Source organism: Streptomyces sp. NPDC050658 (assembly GCF_044457025.1).
GTDB lineage: Bacteria > Actinomycetota > Actinomycetes > Streptomycetales > Streptomycetaceae > Streptomyces.
This window is the reverse complement of record NZ_JBITGM010000002.1, coordinates 838893-856789: the sequence shown is the minus strand read 5'-3', so window position 1 is coordinate 856789 and position 17897 is coordinate 838893. Positions and strand designations below refer to the sequence as shown.

General features: G+C 71.4%; 16 protein-coding genes. 8 read left to right on the top strand and 8 right to left on the bottom strand.

Annotation, left to right across the window (positions count from 1 at the left end):
- The first annotated feature begins 75 nt into the window (after positions 1 to 75).
- From ACIBKX_RS10590 to ACIBKX_RS10580, 3 genes are all read left to right on the top strand, one after another.
- Positions 76 to 381, top strand: coding sequence for a 4a-hydroxytetrahydrobiopterin dehydratase (locus ACIBKX_RS10590; RefSeq protein WP_363273899.1), 306 nt, complete (start codon positions 76 to 78; stop codon positions 379 to 381).
- Positions 382 to 387: 6 nt separating this feature from the next.
- Positions 388 to 1140, top strand: a complete 753-nt coding sequence (locus tag ACIBKX_RS10585; protein ID WP_363273898.1) for a class I SAM-dependent methyltransferase — start codon at positions 388 to 390, stop codon at positions 1138 to 1140.
- 245 nt (positions 1141 to 1385) lie between these two features.
- Entirely contained in the window at positions 1386 to 2195 is an 810-nt protein-coding gene (locus ACIBKX_RS10580) for a class I SAM-dependent methyltransferase (RefSeq protein WP_363273897.1), read from the top strand.
- A gap of 93 nt (positions 2196 to 2288) precedes the next feature.
- Here the strand turns inward: ACIBKX_RS10580 and ACIBKX_RS10575 are convergent, their stop codons facing one another.
- Positions 2289 to 3080, bottom strand: coding sequence for an aldo/keto reductase (locus tag ACIBKX_RS10575; RefSeq protein ID WP_363274033.1), 792 nt, complete (start codon positions 3078 to 3080; stop codon positions 2289 to 2291).
- 444 nt (positions 3081 to 3524) lie between these two features.
- On the opposite strand from ACIBKX_RS10575, the gene ACIBKX_RS10570 reads away from it, so the two are divergent.
- The 3 genes from ACIBKX_RS10570 (at position 3525) to pqqC (ending at position 4725) form a co-directional block, all read left to right on the top strand.
- Positions 3525 to 3710, top strand: a complete 186-nt coding sequence (locus tag ACIBKX_RS10570) for a hypothetical protein (RefSeq protein WP_363273896.1) — start codon at positions 3525 to 3527, stop codon at positions 3708 to 3710.
- 86 nt (positions 3711 to 3796) lie between these two features.
- On the top strand, positions 3797 to 4033 hold the full coding sequence (locus ACIBKX_RS10565; protein WP_363273895.1) for a hypothetical protein: 237 nt from the start codon (positions 3797 to 3799) through the stop codon (positions 4031 to 4033).
- Complete coding sequence (pqqC, locus tag ACIBKX_RS10560) at positions 4030 to 4725, top strand: pyrroloquinoline-quinone synthase PqqC (RefSeq protein ID WP_363273894.1); 696 nt, start codon at positions 4030 to 4032, stop codon at positions 4723 to 4725. Before ACIBKX_RS10565 ends, pqqC begins: the two co-directional genes overlap by 4 nt.
- Before the next feature lie 253 nt (positions 4726 to 4978).
- On the opposite strand, the gene ACIBKX_RS10555 is transcribed toward pqqC, so the two are convergent.
- From ACIBKX_RS10555 to ACIBKX_RS10535, 5 genes are all read right to left on the bottom strand, one after another.
- Positions 4979 to 5761, bottom strand: a complete 783-nt coding sequence (locus tag ACIBKX_RS10555; RefSeq protein WP_363273893.1) for an ABC transporter ATP-binding protein — start codon at positions 5759 to 5761, stop codon at positions 4979 to 4981.
- Entirely contained in the window at positions 5751 to 8591 is a 2841-nt protein-coding gene (locus ACIBKX_RS10550) for an ATP-binding cassette domain-containing protein (protein WP_363273892.1), read from the bottom strand. Before ACIBKX_RS10550 ends, ACIBKX_RS10555 begins: the two co-directional genes overlap by 11 nt.
- 22 nt (positions 8592 to 8613) lie before the next feature.
- Entirely contained in the window at positions 8614 to 9900 is a 1287-nt protein-coding gene (locus ACIBKX_RS10545) for an ABC transporter substrate-binding protein (RefSeq protein WP_363273891.1), read from the bottom strand.
- 109 nt (positions 9901 to 10009) lie between these two features.
- Positions 10010 to 11833, bottom strand: a complete 1824-nt coding sequence (locus ACIBKX_RS10540; protein ID WP_363273890.1) for an AMP-binding protein — start codon at positions 11831 to 11833, stop codon at positions 10010 to 10012.
- Between the two features lie 203 nt (positions 11834 to 12036).
- Positions 12037 to 13554 (bottom strand): MFS transporter, encoded by a 1518-nt coding sequence (locus ACIBKX_RS10535; protein ID WP_363273889.1) that lies wholly within the window; start codon positions 13552 to 13554, stop codon positions 12037 to 12039.
- A gap of 115 nt (positions 13555 to 13669) precedes the next feature.
- On the opposite strand from ACIBKX_RS10535, the gene ACIBKX_RS10530 reads away from it, so the two are divergent.
- Entirely contained in the window at positions 13670 to 14662 is a 993-nt protein-coding gene (locus ACIBKX_RS10530; RefSeq protein WP_363273888.1) for an AsnC family transcriptional regulator, read from the top strand.
- Here ACIBKX_RS10530 and ACIBKX_RS10525 read toward each other — a convergent pair.
- Positions 14659 to 15519 (bottom strand): LysR substrate-binding domain-containing protein, encoded by an 861-nt coding sequence (locus ACIBKX_RS10525; protein ID WP_363273887.1) that lies wholly within the window; start codon positions 15517 to 15519, stop codon positions 14659 to 14661. The two genes, ACIBKX_RS10530 and ACIBKX_RS10525, sit on opposite strands and share 4 nt — an antisense overlap.
- A 171-nt stretch (positions 15520 to 15690) precedes the next feature.
- Here ACIBKX_RS10525 and ACIBKX_RS10520 point away from each other — a divergent pair, with 171 nt between their 5' ends.
- Positions 15691 to 16704 (top strand): bile acid:sodium symporter family protein, encoded by a 1014-nt coding sequence (locus ACIBKX_RS10520; protein WP_363274032.1) that lies wholly within the window; start codon positions 15691 to 15693, stop codon positions 16702 to 16704.
- Here ACIBKX_RS10520 and ACIBKX_RS10515 read toward each other — a convergent pair.
- Positions 16640 to 17896, bottom strand: coding sequence for a DUF4185 domain-containing protein (locus tag ACIBKX_RS10515; protein ID WP_363273886.1), 1257 nt, complete (start codon positions 17894 to 17896; stop codon positions 16640 to 16642). The two genes, ACIBKX_RS10520 and ACIBKX_RS10515, sit on opposite strands and share 65 nt — an antisense overlap.
- Position 17897 lies beyond the last annotated feature (1 nt).

Genomic DNA, 17897 nt, shown 5'->3' with positions numbered 1-17897 from the left:
CTGGTTGTGGCAGGGTGAGGAAGGTACGCACCTGTGTACGTCCCACCTGTCCGACGCCCGGGAAGGAGCGTGGCGATGGCTGTCGAACCGCTGTCACAGAAGGATGTCGAGGAACGGCTCGCGGAGCTTCCCGGCTGGTCCCTCGACGGCGACCGGATCACCCGCTCGTACCGCCTCGGCTCGCACTTCGCGGCGACCGCGATGGTCGTGCACATCGCGCAGGTCCAGGAGGAGCTGGGCCACCACTCCGACCTGACCCTCGGCTACGACTCCGTGGCGCTCTCCGTGAACACGCACAGCGCGGGCGGCGCGATCACCGCGCTCGACCTCGAACTCGCCCGCAGGGTGGAGGAACTGGCGCCGGGGCACGGGGCGGTCTGAGGGCCGATGCTGGACTACGGCAAGGAAGCCGGCCGGTACGACGCCTCACGCGGCGGCGAGCCCCGCGCCGCCGCCGCTGCCGAGGCGGTCCTCGGCCTGGTGCCGCCGGGCGCCCGCGCCCTGCTCGACGTGGCCTGCGGGACGGGCCTGGTCACCCAGCGGCTGGCCCGGCCCGGACTGCGGGTGACGGGGGTGGACGCGGCGGACGGCATGACGAGGATGGCGGCGGCCCGCGTCCCCGGCTCCGTCGTCCTCGGGGACAGCCGCCAACTCCCCTTCCCCACGTCTTCGTTCGACGCCGTCAGCACGGTCTGGCTGCTCCACCTGTTCGCCGACGGCGAGGCGGTCTCGGAAGTCGTCGCCGAGTGCGCGCGGGTGCTGCGGCCCGGCGGGGTCTACGTGACGACCGTCGACAAGGCCGCGGCGCACGACGTGGGCAGCGACATCGACGCGGTACTGGCCGGGCGTCCGATCCGCACGCCTCCCGACCGCGCGGAAGCGGTGCGCTCCCACGCGGCGGCGCACGGCCTGACGGAGCAGTCGCGGGCGCGTTTCCGGGGCCACGGTCAGGGACGGTCACCGCGCGGCACGGTCGACGACCTGTACCGCGGCTGGTTCACCCAGCTGCCTCCGGACGCCCCGCTGACGGCGCGGTTCGCGGCGCGCCTCGCGGAGCTGCCGGACCAGGAAGTACCGCGCGCGGACCCGGAGTTCACGCTCCTCTCCTTCCGGAAGGAGCCGGCGGAGGCGCAGGCGTAAGGGACCGGCTGTTGCCGAAACAGCAAAGAGCCTGGCCATCGACAGCCACCGACGAGCAGGCTGGAAGCCGTCCCGGAGGGCCCTCCCGATCACCCGGTTCACACTGAAGGCGGCGGCAGAAGATGCCAAGAGAAGCAGACCAAACGCACCCCGGAGCGCACGCCCACTCCGACCCCCACGCCCACTCCCACGCCCACGCCCACTCCCATCACCACGACGACATCGACTGGGCGACCATGGGGCCCATGCTGGAACGGTCCGCGGAGATCGCCGGGCCGCAGAACCGCGAGATCGCCGCGTGGCTGCGCGCGTGGAAGCCGGAGCCGACCCTGATCGCGGACGTGGGCAGCGGCTCGGGCAGCATCTCCTTCCTCCTCGCCGAGCTCTTCCCCAAGGCGGAGGTGCTCGCCGTCGACCCGGCGGAGCCGCTCCTGGAACGGGCGAGGGACCGCGCCGCCCGCGAGGGCCTGACGGACCGCGTCCGCACCGTCAGGGCGGAACTCCCGGAGGGAATAGCCGAGTTGCCGCCGGCGGACCTCCTCTGGAGCGGCCGCGCCCTGCACCATGTGGGCGACCAGCAGGCGGCCCTGTCCGCGCTGGCCGACCGCCTGGCACCGGGCGGCGCACTGGCCCTCCTGGAGGGCGGCCTCAGCCCCCGCACCCTGCCCCGCGACATCGGCTTCGGCCGCCCGGGCCTCCAGACGCGCCTCCACCTGGCCGACGAACAGTGGTTCACACAGATGCGGCGCGACCTGCCGGGCGCCAAGTCGGTCACGGAGGACTGGCCGGCGCTCCTGACGGAGGCAGGCCTGCGCCACGCGGCCACCCGCAGCTTCCTCCTGGACCTCCCGGCCCCGCTCTCCATCACGGCCCGGGCGCACGTCGTCGGCGAACTCACCCGGCGCCGAGAGATGCACGCGGACACCCTGGACCCCGAAGACCTCCGCACGCTCGACCGCCTCCTGGACGAGACCGACGAGCAGAGCCTGCATCACCGGCCCGATGTGTTCCTGCTGTCGGTGCAGACGGTGCATGTGGGGGTGAAGGGGGAGTAGGCGGGGCGGAGAGAGGCGGCGGACATGAGTGTCGCCCCCGGCCGGGTGGCCGAGGGCGACACAGTGCCTGCTGCCGAAGAAACCGAACCGGCGTCAGACCACGTCGAACGTCTTCGGATCCGGCCCCAGCCGCCGGTCCTCGTTCAGGGCGCTGATCGCCGCCATGTCCTCGGGGTCGAGCTCGAAGTCGAAGACCTCGATGTTCTCCTTGATCCGGGACGGCGTCACGGACTTGGGGATCACCACGTTGCCCAGCTGGATGTGCCAGCGCAGGACGATCTGGGCGGGCGTACGGCCGTGCTTCTGGGCGATGGCGACGATCGCGGGGACCTCCAGGAGGCCCTTGCCCTGGCCGAGCGGGGACCAGGCCTCCGTGGTGATGCCCTGTTCCGCGTGGAACTCGCGGGCGGCGCGCTGCTGGAGGTGGGGGTGGAGCTCGATCTGGTCGACCGCGGGGATGACCGACGTCTCGGCGAGCAGCCGCTCCAGGTGCTCGGGCTCGAAGTTCGAGACGCCGATGGACTTGGCGCGGCCGTCGGCCTGGATCTTCTCGAGCGCCTTGTACGTGTCCACGTACAGGTTCTTGGCGGGCAGCGGCCAGTGGATGAGATACAGGTCCACATAGTCGAGGCCCAGCTTCTCCAGCGAGGCGTCGAAGGCGCGGAGCGTGGCGTCGTAACCGTGGTCGGAATTCCAGACCTTCGTGGTGACGAAGAGCTTCGCGCGGTCGATGCCGGACGCGGCGATGGCCTTGCCGGTGCCCTCTTCGTTGCCGTAGATGGCCGCGGTGTCGATGCTGCGGTACCCGGCCTCCAGTGCCGTCGCGACGGCCGTCTCCGCCTCGTCGTCCGGTACCTGCCAGACGCCGAAGCCGAGCTGCGGCATCTCGATGCCATTGTTCAGGATGATCGGGGGGACCTTGCTCACGAGCTCTCGATCCTTAAGTCGTCGGGTGGTACTCCCATGGTCAACGATCAGGTGCGGTGCTGCATTCCTTGACCACTACCGGGTGAAGTACCGGCGATTTCTGGTCCGCACCATTGACCGCGTTCCGTCATGCCGGGACCCTATTGCACGTCGCTGAACATGGGACACTCATGTGAACGCCGGGTGAATCCTGGCTCCCGCGTTCGGCCACTCGCTCCTGAACCCCCACTCTTCAGGAACGCGGCGAAGCCCGCACGAAGGAACACGAGACTCCCACGAAAGTCCCCGCCACAAGCCCTGCGGCGGAAGACCTCGCGAGCCGGCAGACCCCCGCGTACGAGGTCGTCGAGACCGCGCCCGAAGTGACCGCGTACCGCCGCGCCGACCGGTAGCCCCGCCGCCATGCCGCTGCACGTGCTCGGCACCACGGCGGGCGGCGGGCTGCGCCAGTGGAACTGCGCGTGCCCCGGCTGCACTGGGGCACGCGCCCACCCGGAGCGCCGCCACCGGCACGCCTCGCTCGCCGTCCGCGCGGCACCGGGGCGTTGGTACGTCGTCAACGCCGTACACGTCGGTCCGGTGGCGTGAGTTGACCGACGCCGGATGTGTGCTGGGCGGTGGCGGTGGGGTGATCAGAGCCAACTCCGTTCCCCTGTCCGGAAAGCGACCCCGCTATGCCGTCAACCGCCCAGGCGGCGGCGAACATTGGCCGGTGGCACTGCAACTGCGCGGCGGGGCCCGTCACGGGTCCCGGCGGCACGGCGCACCGGCTCGCACGACTGCCGGGGCGCTGCCTCTACACCCACCTCAACAACACCAACCCCTTGGGGAATCCACACGCCGAGCAGCACAAGCTCCTCGCCGAGTGGGGAATCGAAGTCGCGGCGGAACGGATGGTGATCGAGCTGTGACGGCTCCCTGGACACCCGGCGAGTTCACGGAACGGCTGCGCGCCGTCTCCGCCGAGCGCTACCACGACCGGCACCCCTTCAACGTACGCATGCACGAAGGCACCCTCACCCCCGACGAGTTGCGCCGCTGGATCGTCAACCGCTTCCACTACCAGCGCCACATCCCGGTCAAGGACGCCCTGATCCTCGCCAAATTCGACGATCCCGGACTGCGGCGCGGCTGGCTGCGGCGCATCCAGGACCACGACGGGGAGAAGGAGGGCGACGGCGGCATCGAGCGCTGGCTGCGGCTCGGCGAGGCCGCCGGGATCGCGCGTGACGTGCTGCTCGACGTCTCCCGTGTGCTGCCCGGCGTACGGCTCGCGGTCGACGGGTACGTCAACTTCTGCCGCCTCAGGCCCGCCCTCGACGCCGTCGCCGCCTCGCTCACCGAGCTGTCCGCGCCGGAACTCATGCGGACCAGGATCGACGCCTTCGAGCGCCACTATCCGTGGATCGAGCCGGAGGGCCTCGCGTACTTCCGTACGCGGGTGGAGCAGGGCGGCCGGGACGGGCAGGAGGCGCTCGGGCTCGTCCTGGAGTGGGCGCGCACCCGACCGGAGCAGGAACGCGCCGTGGCCGCGCTCGGCTTCAAGTGCGACGTCCTGTGGACGCTCCTCGACGCGATCGACCGCGGCCAGGGGCGCGCCTGATGGGCCCGGACCGGCGGCCCGCGCTGGCCCGCTTCGGTGCCCCACGAGGGGGTCCGCGCCCTGGTGGAGGGCGCCGCGGACGGCCGCGGGGCGCAGCCCTTCACCTACCGGGCGTACCCGAACGAGGTGACGGCGCTGAAGGGGGAGCGGCTCTGGCTCTCCACCACCAACGCGGACAACGACGGGGGAGAGCCGGACGGTTCGGACCGGATCTTCCGGGTGACGATCGGCCAGCTCACCGTGGAGCGCCCCCTCACGCGGCCGCCGTGCCGAGATACGCGTCGCGCACCTTCGGGTCCGCGCGGACCTCGGCCGGCGTGCCCCGCGCCAGGACGGCGCCCAGGTCGAGCACGACGACACGGGCGCACAGCTCCATCACGAACGCGACGTTGTGCTCGACGAGCAGCACGGCGCAGCCCTCTTCGTCCGCGAGGTGACGGATGACAGATGACAACTGACCACGTTCGTCAGCTGTCATCCCGGAGGCGGGCTCGTCCAGGAGCAGCACCCTGGGCGGGTCCGCCACCGCGCGGGCCAGCTCCACCATGCGGGCGCGGCCGACAGGGAGCGCGCCCGCGTAGTCCTCGGCCAGGGCGTCAAGCCCGCACTCGCGCAGGACAGTTGCCGCCCTGTCGCGCCGCTCCTTCTCGTACGTACGTCGAGTCGGCGAGGCGAGGAGATCGGCCGCGAACCCGCCGCCACCGCCCCGCCACTCCTGCGCGACCACCAGATTGTCCGCGACGGTGAGCTGACCGAAGAGCTGCTGGCGCTGGAAGGTGCGGCGCATGCCGTGCCGTGCCCGCCAGACGGGGGAGCGGCGCGTGATGTCGGCGCCGTCCAGGAGGACCCGGCCTTCGTCGGGGCGGCGGATGCCGGAGACGACGTCGAACAGGGTGGTCTTTCCCGCCCCGTTGGGGCCGATCAGCCCGCAGACCTCGCCGGGGCGCACGGTCAGGTCGACTCCCGTGAGGGCCCGGATGCCGCCGAAGCGGACGCCGATGCCGCGTGCTTCGAGGACGTACTCGTCACCGCTCATTGCTGCCCACCTCTTCCGTGCGGTCCTCGGCTCGGTCCTCGGCCGCGATGCCCAGGTACGCCTCGGTGAGGCGGTCCGCCTGGACCTCCTCGCGGGGGCCGCACCACGAGACCCGGCCCTGGGAGAGGTAGGCCACCGTGTCGGCGAGGCCCAGGATCTCCGCCGCCTTCTCCTCCACCAGGAGCAACCCCGTTCCGGCGTCGCGGAGTTCACCGAGCAGCCGGAAGACCTCGTCGACGACGCGGGGGGCGAGGCCCAGGGACGGTTCGTCGGCGATGAGTACGGCGGGCGGGTGCTGGAGCAGTGGTGCGAGGGCGAGCATCTGCTGCTCGCCTCCGGAGAGGGAGCCCGCGGTGATTTTCCGCCGGGCGGCGAGGCTGCCGAAGCGGTCGTAGACGGCGTCGCGGTCCGCCCTGTCCGGGAGGCGGAGGGCGAGGTTCTCCTCGATGGTGAGGGAGGGGAAGATGCCGCGGCCCTCGGGGGCGAGCAGGACGCCTGCGCGGGCGCGGGTGACGGCGCTGTGGCGCGTGGCGTCGGACCCGGCGATGCGTATCTCGCCCTGGGTGGGCGCGAGGAGCCCCGCGGCGACCTTGCAGGTCGTGGACTTGCCTGCCCCGTTGGGGCCGAGGAGGGCGACGATTTCTCCCGGGTGGACAGTGAGGGTCACGCCGTGCAGGACGGGGGCGCCGTTGTACCCGGCGTGGAGGTTGTCGAGGGCGAGGGCGGAGGTTTCTCTTTCCCCGACCCCGACCCTTTCCGAAACCGGGGGCTCCGCCCCCGGCCCCCCGTATCGGCCTCTGGCCTCGTCCTCAAGCGCCCGACGGGCTGAGACGATCCCCCCGGTGCTTGGTAGTTCAGGCCCGTCCGGCGTTTGAGGGCGGACTCGGCGAAGCCGGTGATCGACGGTCACCCCACTGCCGGAGGCAGCTCGCCGCCGATGCATCCGCACCGAAACCGCCGCGCAGTACCCGTCCGGATCATTGGCGAGAGCCAACCCCGCCAACCCGAACAAGATCACCGGCAGCTGCGTCGACTCCGTCACATAGTCCGCCACCACATGCGGCACCACCGCGAACACCAGCCCCGCCACCACCGCGAACTGCGGCCTCCGTACCCCCGCGGCCACCACCACCGCCAGCCACACGAGCCCCGTCATCGCGGTGAAGTCCGTAGCCGTGATCCGGGTGTTGAACGACGCGTACATCACGCCGCCGAACCCCGCGAGCCCCGCCGACAGCGTAAAGAGGAGCAGCTTCGTACGGATCACGGAGACCCCCGAAGCCATCGCCGCCGCCGGAGCGGACCGCACCGCCAGCATCGCCCGCCCCGTCGCCGAGTTCCGCAGCGCGCTCAGCGCGGCGACCGCCACCGTCACGAGGACGACCATCGCGACGCCCATCGCCCGGTCGTCGGTCAGGTCGACCGGGCCGAAGATCGGCCGAGGGATCTCCCACCCCGTGTCACCGTTCCTCAACCACCCCATCTGGAACAGGACTTGATCGGCGAGGAAGGCGAGAGCGAGCGTGGCCAGCGCCAGCGAGCGCCCGCCGAGCCGCAGCGCGGGCAGCGCGACCAGCGCCCCAAGGACCGCCGCCGCGCACGTCCCCACCAGCGCCGCCGCGACGAACGGCCAGCCGTGGCTCATCAGCAGCCCGGCGACCAGCGCCGCGCCCGTCACGAACGTCGCCTGCGCCAGGGACACCATCGCGCCGAGTCCCGTCACCACGGTGAAGGAGATGAAGACGACCGAAATCGCCAGGCCCTGCGCGAGGATGCCGCTCCAGAAGGGGGTCGTGACCGTGTAGAAGGAGAGAGCGAGCAGCGCGGCCCCCACCGCCCACGGCCCCCATCTCCGCGCCCACGACCGCCCCGCCAGATAGTCGATCGGCGGCGCGTCGGCCGCCGCGGTGCCCGCCGTCCGCTGCCGCCGTGTCAGCAGGAGCAGCCCGGCGAAGAGGATCAGGAACGGGACCGCCGTACGGAAGCCCGTGATCTTCTCGGCGAAATCGGCGTACCCGGCGACCAGGTTCTGCAGCACCCCGAGCCCGAGCCCGCCCGCGAACGCCAGCGGGATCGACATGAAGCGACCGAGCACGGCGGCCGTCGCGGAGACGAAGAGGAACAGGGTGAAGTCGTGCGAGGACAGGCCGAGCAGCGGTGTCGCGAGCACACCCGCCAGGCCCGCGAGCCCTGACGAGAGCATCCACGCCACCGACGACAGACGGTCCGCGCTCATGCCCCGCAGCTCCACGAGCGAGCGGTTGTCGACCGCCGCCCGCAGCCGAAGCCCCAGCGGCGTGTGCCGCATCAGGATCCACAGGCCCACCGCCACCACGGCCGTCGCCACCCAGGTGATCAGCTGGTCGGAGTCGATCCCGACGCCGTCCATCAGCTGCCAGGACTTGGCCGGACTGGGGCCGACGCCCGGCAGACCGAACTGGTTCTCTGCCGGTTTCACGGACGCGCCCGCGTCCTCCAGGAGTTCCACCGCCCACAGGCCCAGCGCGGGCAGCGCCACCAGCAGGCCGATCGTCGCCACGATCTGTGCCGTCTCGCCCACCCGCGCCAGCTTGCGGAACATCAGCCGGTCCAGGCCCCAGCCGAGCGCCGGGGCCACGACGCAGACCAGCAGCAGGGCCGTCGGCACGGCGGGCCAGCCGAAGCCGGAGTGGAGTTCGTAGAAGGCCAGCGCGCACAGGTACGCGGTCGCGCCGTGGGCGAAGTTGAAGAGTCCGGACGCGGAGTAGGACAGGACGAGGCCCGTGGCGAGCAGCGCGTACAGCGCGCCCGAGACGAGACCGCTCAGAATGAATCCAAGGAGGTCCGACATGAGGTGAGACGCCCCCTGCCCGCTACTTGAAGGGGATGGGCTCGTAGCACTTGAAGGGCGCGGACACCGAGTACTTCCCGCCCTTCAGCTGCACCAGCGCGCCGCAGCCGAACGACTCCTTCTGCCCCTTGGGCAGGCTCCGGTCGCCGACCATCGTGTCCTCGTCGGAGAAGCCGTTCGCCGCCGCCTGGAAGGAGTCGACCGTCAGATCCTTGCCGGCCTTCTCGGCGATCGCGAGGAAGAGGTCCGCCGACATATAGCCGGTCATCATGTGCATGTTGAGCGGCACGTCTTTGCCCGCGCTCTTCCTGATGTCCGCCTTGAACTGCTTCATCGCCGCGTTGTTCTGCTCGAACGGCTGGAAGGAGAGCAGGATGTGTACGCCCTCCAGGGCCTTGCGCGTCGCGCTCTTGGCGAGCAGTCCGGGGTCGTAGTCGGTCGGGTCCGTGATCACGCCCTTGAAGCCGGAGCGCTTGACGGCCGTGAACAGGCCGATGTTGTACGGGGTCTGCATCACGGAGACGACCACGTCGGGCGCCTTGCCGCCGTCCGAGCGGAGAATCTCCTTCGTGTAGGCCGACCAGTCGCTCGGCACGGAGGTCGCGGGGACCGTCGACTCGGCGAACGTCACCTTGTACCCGGCGGCGGCGAAGCTCTGCTTGTAGGTGCGGATGGCGAAGGTGCCGGCGTCGTTGTCGTTGGCGAGGATGGCCACGGACTTGCCCTTGGAGCCGCCCGTCACCTTCTTCAGGCCCTCGGGCCAGCTCTGCGTGATCGTGCCGCCGGGCATCGGGACCATGCAGCCGCCGAAGCCGTACATGTAACTGGGCCCGCAGAAGGGCGGGATGGTGCCCCAGCCGAACGTCGGCACCTTCTCCTTCTGCAGGAAGTCGGAGCCGGAGAAGGTGACCGAGCTCATCGGGGAGATGGCGAACACCTTCTCCTGCTGGACGAGTTTGCGCGCCGCCGCGAGGTTCTTGCCGGGATCCTGGCCGTCGTCCTCCGCGCCCAGGTAGTCGATCTTCCTGCCGTGTACGCCGCCCTCGGCGTTGGCGCGGTCGAAGCGGGCCTTGGCGCCGAGGTCGGTGTCCTTCTTGCTGTAGCCGCTCGCGGTCGTCATGGAGACGATGCCGCCGACCTTGATGGAGTCGGCGGTGACGCCGCGGGCCTGGCCACCGGCCTTGTCCCCGCCGCCCGAACCACTGCTGTTCGATGCGGAGTTGCAGGCGGTGGCGAGCACGAGTGCGGCCACGGTGGCGGTGATGGTGCGGGTGTAGCCGCGGGTACGGGTGCGGATCGATCGCGACACGGGCGAGCCCCCTCCGTCGAAGTGGGGCTGATTCTGTGCGTGACCTGATGAACCGTCAATAACTGACGCATCGGTAATTGATGAACCGTCAGAAACCTTAAAGGCCCTGTTACGCGCGGTAAAGCGCCTCGACCTCGGCGGAGTAGGCCGTCTCGATGGCCTTCCGCTTCAGCTTCAGGGAAGGCGTGAGCAGCCCGTGCTCCTCGGAGAACTGATGCGCCAGTATCCGGAACGTACGGATCGACTCGGCCTGCGAGACAAGGGTGTTGGCCGCCACCACGGCCCGCCGCACCTCGGTCTCCAGATCCGGGTCGCGCACCAGGTCCGTCGGGGACATCGGCGGCTTGCGGCGCATGTTCAGCCAGTGCTCGACGGCCTCGCCGTCCAGCGTGACCAGCGCGGCGATGTAGGGCCGGTCGTTGCCGACGACGATGCACTGGGCCACGAGCGGATGGTCGCGGACCCGCTCCTCCAGCTGGCCCGGCGAGACGCTCTTGCCGCCGGACGTCACCAGGATCTCCTTCTTGCGCCCGGTGATCGTCAGATAGCCGTCCTCGTCGAGCGCGCCCAGGTCGCCGGTGGCGAGCCAGCCCTCGTTCAGCGTCGCGTCGGTGGCTTTGGGGTCGTTGAGATAGCCCTGGAAGACATTGCCGCCGTAGAGCCAGACCTCGCCGTCGTCCGCGATGTGCACGGTGGTGCCGGGGATGGCCTGGCCGACCGTGCCGTACCGGGTGCGCTCGGGCGGGTTCGCGGTCGCCGCCGCCGTCGACTCGGTCAGTCCGTATCCCTCGTAGATCGTCACGCCCGCGCCCGCGAAGAACAGGCCGAGCCGGCGGTCCATCCCGGAGCCGCCGGACATCGCGTGCCGCACCCGGCCGCCCATCGCCTCGCGCACCTTGGAGTAGACGAGCTTGTCGAAGAGCTGGTGCTGCACCCGAAGGGCCGCCGAGGGGCCGGGGCCCGTGCCGAAGGCCTTGGCCTCCATCGCGTCCGCGTACCGCACCGCGCACTCCACGGCCTTGTCGAAGGGGCCCGACTTGCCCGACTTCTCGGCCTTGCGCCGCGCCGCGTTGAAGACCTTCTCGAAGATGTACGGCACGGCAAGGATGAAGGAGGGCCGGAACGCGGCCAGGTCGGGGATGAGCGCCGCCGCGTTCAGGCTCGGCTGGTGGCCCAGCTTGACCCGGCCGCGGACCGCGGCGACCTGCACCATCCGCCCGAAGACATGCGCGAGGGGCAGGAACAGCAATGTGGTCGCCTCGTCGCCGCGCCGGGAGTGGAAGACCGGCTCCCAGCGCTGGATGACGGTGTCCGCCTCGAACATGAAGTTCGCGTGCGAGATCAGACAGCCCTTGGGGCGGCCCGTCGTGCCCGAGGTGTAGATGATCGTGGCGATCGAGTCCGGGGTGACCGCGCGCCGGTGGCGGTTGACCACCTCGTCGTCGATGTCGAGGCCCGCCCGGTTCAGCTCGCCGACCGCGTCGGCGTCCAACTGCCACAGCCTGCGCAGCTGCGGCAGCCGGTCGATCACCGAGCCGATGGTCATCGCGTGGTCCTCGTGCTCGACCATGGCTGCCGACACCTGCGCGTCGTGCAGCATCCAGAAGACCTGCTCGGCGGAGGAGGTCGGATAGACGGGCACCACCTGGGCGCCGACCGTCCACAGCGCGTAGTCGAAGAGCGTCCACTCGTACCGGGTACGGCACATGATCGCGACGCGGTCCCCGAACCGGACGCCCTGGGCGAGCAGCCCCTTGGCGAGGGCCATCACCTGGTCGCGGAACTCCGCCGACGTGACGTCCTGCCAGACCCCGTCGGTCTTGCGGCCGAGCGCGATGCGGAGCGGATCCTCAAGGGCATGGTCGAACACGACGTCGGCAAGGCCGCCCACCAGCGGCGCCGACGCCATCGGAGGGTTCGTGAACTCGCGCAATGATGCTCCTTGTGGCGCTCCGCACAGCGCCGGTGACGGTACCCCACCGCGCAGCCCGACGGGAGGGGGTGACCGACCCATCGGTACGTACCGTCCATGCTGGTCAGCCGGTGAAATCCGGCCACAAGGGGAGAGGAGGGACAGAAAACTTACGGTTCAGTAAGTTTCGGTGGCGTAATCTCCACTGAATCTGTACGCGGAGGTCACGGCTGTGGCTGCCCTTCGGGGACCCGCGGAACCTTCCCCTCCGATACCCCCGGGCGGGGCGTCGGAACCTCCCCCTCCGGTGCCGTGCGGGCCGACCGCACCATGGCGAGCACCAGCACCCCCGCGACCAGACCCACCGCGCCCGCGACGACCGCCGCCGCGTTCAGGCCCGACGCGAACGCCGCCCCCACGGTGTGCTCGGAGAGCGTCCCACGCAGCGCCGCCGCACCGCCGCCCGCAGCCGTGTGAGCCGCGTCATGACCGAGCGTGTCCTGCATCCGCGAGGTCAGCACCGTGCCGAAGACGGCGACCCCGAGCGCGTACCCGAGCTGACGGAACGTATTGACCGCGCCGCCCGCCATCCCCGCGTTCGCCGGCGGCACCGAGGCGAGCGCGGCCCCCGCCAGACCCGGCGCGACCAGCCCCGTGCCGACCCCCGCGAGCGTCAGCCCCGGCACCAGCGACCCCCACGACGACCCCGCTTCGAGCACCGCGAGGGCCAGACCGCCGGCCCCGATCAGGAGCAGCCCCACGCCGATCGTCAGCCGCGCCGGCACCCCGTGCAGCAGCCGCCCGCCGACGGCCGCCACCACGAACGACGTCGCGGCCAGCGGCAGCATCACCAGGCTGCCGGTCACCGGGCTCATGCCGAGCACGGTCTGGAGCCAGATCGAGAGATAGGGCATCAGGCCGAAGGCGGCGGCGTTGTAGCCGATCGCGCCGAGCAGGACGCCGGTGAAGGCGGGCACCCGCAGCAGCCGCAGGTCGAGCAGAGGATGGGCGACGCGCCGCTCGACGGCCACGAAGGCGCCGAGCGCGAGGACCGCGACGGCGAGCGTCACCGTGGTCGCCGCCGAGGTCCAGCCCTCCGATCCGGCCCGCACGACTCCGTACGTGAGCGCCCCCGCGAACAGCGCGAACGTCGCCGTACCCGCCCAGTCGACCCGGCGCCCCGCCCGGCCCTTGGACTCCGGGACCACCCGCAGCGTCATCCACATCGCCGCGACACTCACCGGCAGGTTCACGAAGAAGATCCACCGCCAGCCCGGCCCCTCCGTGAGCAGCCCGCCCACGATCGGCCCGAGCGCCGCCGCGGCCCCGCTGACCGCACCCCACACACCGAGCGCCACCGACCGGTCCCGCCCCTGGTAGGCGGCGCCGAGCAGCGGCAGCGTCGTCGCGAACATCGCGGCGGCGCCCAGGCCCTGCAACGCGCGGGCGGCCACCAGGACATCGGCGTCCGAGGCGAGCCCGCAGCCCAGCGAGGCGACCGCGAAGAGCGCGGTGCCCACGACATTAAGCCGCCGCCGCCCGAGCACGTCCGCCGCGGCCCCCACCCCGAGCAGCAGCGCGGCGAGCGCGAGTGCGTAGCCGTCGATCACCCACTGCAGATCGCTCAGCGAGGCGTCCAGCGCCCGCGCCATGTCGGGCAGCGCCACGACCACGATCGTCACGTCCAGCAACAACATGAACGTCCCCAGGCACACCGCTGTCAGCGGCCCCCATGTACGCATCCTCAACTCCTTGTACGACGGATCTGCGTGCCTCGTACGATGGGTTGCCGCCGGTCGATCCCGGCCATCAGCGGCGGCAGGCCGAAGGAATCCGACACCGATGGGCGGCAGAGCCATGGAATCCTCCACAATCTCGGAGTCCGAGCTGCTCGACGCCAAGCTGCTGCAGGCCCTGGAGATCGACGGGCGCGCGCCCTTCAGCCGGATCGCCGCCGTCCTTGGCGTCTCCGACCAGACGGTCGCCCGCCGCTACCGCAGGCTGGTCGCCGACGGCGGTCTGCGGGTCGTCGGCGTCCGGGACTCCGCGCGGCTCGGCCAGGACCAGTGGATGCTGCGCCTGCGCTGTGCCCCGGACAGCGCCGAGGCCATCGCCGCCGCCCTGGCCCGCCGCCCCGACACCACCTGGATCGGCCTCACGTCGGGGGGCACCGAAGTCGTCTGCTGCACCCGGCCCCGCACCCGCAGCGACCAGGACGACCTGCTGCTCGGCAAGCTCCCGCGCACCCCGCACATCATCGACATCCGCGCCCAGCAGACACTGCACTACTTCTTCGGCGGTCCGACCGGCTGGCTGATGAAGCACGGCCCGCTGAGCGAGGGGCAGATCGCGGCCCTCCGCCCCGCGCCCGTCGACCCGGCACCGGCCCCGGGCGCGCTGAGCATCGACCCGGAGGACGAGCCGCTGGTCGCCGCCCTCGAACGGGACGGCCGCGCGACCTATCCCGAGCTCCAGCAGGCCACCGGACGCTCGGAGTCCGCCGTGAAGCGGCGCCTGGCCGCGCTGCTCGCGTCCGGCAGGCTCTATGTCGACATCGAGTACGACCCCGCCCTGGTCGGCTTCCCCGTCTCGGCCATGCTCTGGATCACCACAGCGCCCTCGGCCCTGGAATCGGTCGGCAAGGCCCTCGCCTCGCACGCGGAGATCGCCCACGCCAGCGCCGTCGCGGGCCCCTCCAACATCATGGCGACCGCCGTGGCCCGCGACATCCCCTCGCTCTACCGCTACCTCAGCGGAAAGCTGGGCCATCTCGACGGCGTCCAGCACGTGGAGACGGCGCCGTTCATCCGCCGGGTCAAGCAGCTGACGTACCGGCCGCTTCCGCGCTAGCGGCGCAGCCGGTCCCCGCCAGCGAGGATCGCCCCCGCCAAAGCCTGCGCGGCCCCCTCCGCCGACGCCCGCCGCTCCCCGTGCAGCAGCACGAAGTCGACCGCGCCCAGCTCCGGAAGACCGGACCGCTCCGGGACCCGGACCAGGCCCGGCGGGATGAGTCCCTGGGAGTGCGCCATCACGCCGAGTCCCGCGCGGGCCGCTGCGACCAGGCCGTTGAGGCTGCCGCTCGTGCAGGCGATCCGCCAGGCACGGCCGCGCCGCTCCAGGGCCTCCATGGCCAGCGCGCGCGTGATGCCCGGCGGCGGGAAGACGATCAGCGGCACCGGGCGTTCCGGGTCGAGCCGCAGCCGCTCCGCGCCGATCCAGACGAGCTTGTCGTGCCAGACCAGCTCGCCGCGCGGATCCTCCGGACGCCGCTTGGCCAGGACCAGGTCGAGCTTCCCCGCGTCGAGCCGCTCGTGCAGGGTGCCGGACAGCTCGACCGTCAGCTCCAGGTCGACCTCGGGATGGTCGTGCCGGAACGACTCCAGGATGTCGGTGAGCCGGGTCAGGACGAAGTCCTCCGAAGCCCCGAACCGCAGCCGCCCGCCAAGACGCGTCCCCGTGAAGAACGCCGCCGCCTGCTCGTGCACCTCCAGGATCCGCCGCGCGAAACCGAGCATCGCCTCACCGTCCTCCGTCAGCTCCACGGAGTGCGTGTCGCGGACGAAGAGCAGCCGTCCCGTGGCCTCCTCCAGGCGGCGCACATGCTGGCTGACCGTGGACTGGCGCAGATTCAGGCGGCGGGCGGCCTGGGTGAAGCTCAGCGTCTGGGCCACGGCCAGGAACGTACGGAGCTGCGCGGGGTCGTACATGCTCCCGAGCCTAGCGCGCCTATCGCGATCCGTGATGACAGTCAGAGCGGTATACGGGATTCCCGATTGCGGCGATCAGGAGGATCATCAAGAGGGCACGATCTGAACCGAAACCGATGGAGCGAAGTGAAACGCCCGAGCTGGGCCTCCCGGATGCGCTGGCCCTCCTGGATGCCGATCGACCCGTACATCCTGGCGTTGCTCGGGACAGTGGGCGTCGCCGCGCTGCTCCCCGCGCGCGGCACCGGGGCCGACATCGCGTCCGGGGCCTCCACGGCGGCGGTGTCGCTGCTCTTCTTCCTCTACGGGGCACGGCTCTCCACCCGCGAGGCGCTGGACGGACTCAAGCACTGGCGGCTCCATCTCACGGTCCTCGTCTGTACGTTCGTCGCCTTCCCGCTGCTGGGGCTCGCGGCCAAGGGACTCGTCCCGTACGTCCTGACGCCCGCCCTCTACAGCGGCTTCCTCTTCCTGACGCTGGTGCCCTCCACCATCCAGTCGTCGATCGCCTTCACCTCCATGGCGCGCGGCAACGTGCCCGCAGCGATCTGCGCGGGCTCCTTCTCCTCGCTCGCCGGCATCGTCCTCACGCCGCTGCTCGCGGCAGCGCTGCTCGGCGGCAGCGGGGGCGGCTTCTCCGCGGACTCGCTCCTGAAGATCGTGCTGCAACTCCTCGTGCCGTTCCTGGCGGGGCAGTTCCTGCGCCGCTGGGTCGGCGGCTTCATCGCACGGAACAAGAAGGTCCTCGGCTATGTCGACCGCGGCTCGATCCTGCTCGTCGTCTACACCGCGTTCAGCGAGGGCATGGTGCAGGGCATCTGGCACCAGGTGACGCCGCTCAGGCTCGGCGCGCTGCTCGGCGTCGAGGCGGTGCTGCTCGCCGTGATGCTCGCCCTGAGCTGGTACGGCGCGGGGCGGCTCGGCTTCGGCCGCGCGGACCGCATCGCCATCCAGTTCGCCGGGTCGAAGAAGTCCCTCGCCGCCGGACTGCCCATGGCCAGCGTCCTGTTCGGGGCGCAGGCCTCCCTCGCCGTGCTGCCCCTGATGCTCTTCCACCAGATGCAGCTGATGGTCTGCGCGGTGATCGCCAAGCGGCGCTCGCGCGACCTGGAGGACTTCGTCAGCGAGCCGGCGCCAGACGCAGGGACACGAACCGCGGTCGGTACAGGGACACGTTCCGGCTGACGTTCGCCTGCGCGCTCGCCGGCGTCGCGTCCAGCCAGTTGACGTCGTAGCTCAGCAGCAGCCGACCGTTCCCGCTGAGCGCCGGATGGACCTGCGGGTTGTACGCGGCCACGTCCTGCCGGTCCGCGCCGTCCTTCGGGAGCGGCGGCGCGAAGCTCTTGGCGGGGCCGTGCCACGGTCCGGTGGGCGAACAGGACCAGTACGAGGTCACGCTGGTCAGGCCCTCTGCGCCGGCGGCCATCGTGAACAGGACGTACGTAGCGCCGACGCGGGCCACGGTGAACGCGCTGCCCACGCCCCTGCGCTCGCCGTCGCCGAGCACCGACCGGGGCTTCCCGGACCTGGTCCAGCCCTTGCCGTCCCAGTACCGCCACGCGCCGGGCTCCGCGAGCCTGCCCTTCGGGACCCGCGCCACATAGGCGTGCGAGGCGGGGCGCGCGACCGCCTTGCCGTCGTTGCCGCCGAATACGTACGTCCAGTCGCCGTCCGCGACCGCGGTGGTGCCGTAGAGGACGCGCCGCTCCGGGTCCGGCACCGACTGCTGGTCGGAGACCTTCACGATGCCCTCGACCCGCAGATCGGGCAGCGAGAGCGTGGCGACCTCGGTGCCGGTGGGGACCCCGTAGATCCAGGGGCCGGTGCCGGTGGCGCGGGTCCACATCAGGACGCGTACGACGTCGTCCGAGGATCCGGGGGAGCGCGGCTCGACCTGTGCCGCCACCGGCCAGCGCCACTGGTTCGGTGCCGGGTCGGGGAAGAGCGGGGCGGGCAGGGTGCGCTCCGGGGTGCCCGAACGGGACGTCACCACCGCCGAGTTGCGCACCATCGGCGTGCTCGCGTCCCGCCAGGTGTGCGGCTGGCCCGCCGGGTTGGGCGGCGCGTGCACCTGGCCGAGGAAGGTGTCGGAGAACAGCCAAAGCAGTCGCCCGTCCGGCAGTCGCACCGAGTGGGTGCCGTCGCCGCCGGTCCAGTCGTCCGTACGCGTCGTGTCGTCGCCGTAGCGGGCGAAGGCGGCCGTGGTCGACTCGTCGGGGGACCACGAGGAGACCGTGCGCGCCGCGCACGCCGCACCGCCCTCCCGGTCGTCCGGGAGGGCGGTGAGCAGTACGGCCGCGCAGACCAGGGCGAGCAGCAGGACCAGTGTGGTCCTGCGCGTACCCCAGCCCGTGCGTCGATCTCGGTCGGCGGACACG

Coding starts and splice junctions, on each gene's coding strand:
- ACIBKX_RS10585 (WP_363273898.1), top strand. CDS start 388: ATGCTGGACTACGGCAAGGAAGCCGGCCGGTACGACGCCTCACGCGGC.
- ACIBKX_RS10520 (WP_363274032.1), top strand. CDS start 15,691: ATGCCGATCGACCCGTACATCCTGGCGTTGCTCGGGACAGTGGGCGTC.
- ACIBKX_RS10575 (WP_363274033.1), bottom strand. CDS start 3,080: ATGCCGCAGCTCGGCTTCGGCGTCTGGCAGGTACCGGACGACGAGGCG.
- ACIBKX_RS10530 (WP_363273888.1), top strand. CDS start 13,670: ATGGAATCCTCCACAATCTCGGAGTCCGAGCTGCTCGACGCCAAGCTG.
- ACIBKX_RS10550 (WP_363273892.1), bottom strand. CDS start 8,591: ATGTCGGACCTCCTTGGATTCATTCTGAGCGGTCTCGTCTCGGGCGCG.
- ACIBKX_RS10590 (WP_363273899.1), top strand. CDS start 76: ATGGCTGTCGAACCGCTGTCACAGAAGGATGTCGAGGAACGGCTCGCG.
- ACIBKX_RS10525 (WP_363273887.1), bottom strand. CDS start 15,519: ATGTACGACCCCGCGCAGCTCCGTACGTTCCTGGCCGTGGCCCAGACG.
- ACIBKX_RS10570 (WP_363273896.1), top strand. CDS start 3,525: ATGCCGCTGCACGTGCTCGGCACCACGGCGGGCGGCGGGCTGCGCCAG.
- ACIBKX_RS10535 (WP_363273889.1), bottom strand. CDS start 13,554: ATGCGTACATGGGGGCCGCTGACAGCGGTGTGCCTGGGGACGTTCATG.
- ACIBKX_RS10580 (WP_363273897.1), top strand. CDS start 1,386: ATGCTGGAACGGTCCGCGGAGATCGCCGGGCCGCAGAACCGCGAGATC.
- ACIBKX_RS10555 (WP_363273893.1), bottom strand. CDS start 5,761: ATGAGCGGTGACGAGTACGTCCTCGAAGCACGCGGCATCGGCGTCCGC.
- ACIBKX_RS10565 (WP_363273895.1), top strand. CDS start 3,797: ATGCCGTCAACCGCCCAGGCGGCGGCGAACATTGGCCGGTGGCACTGC.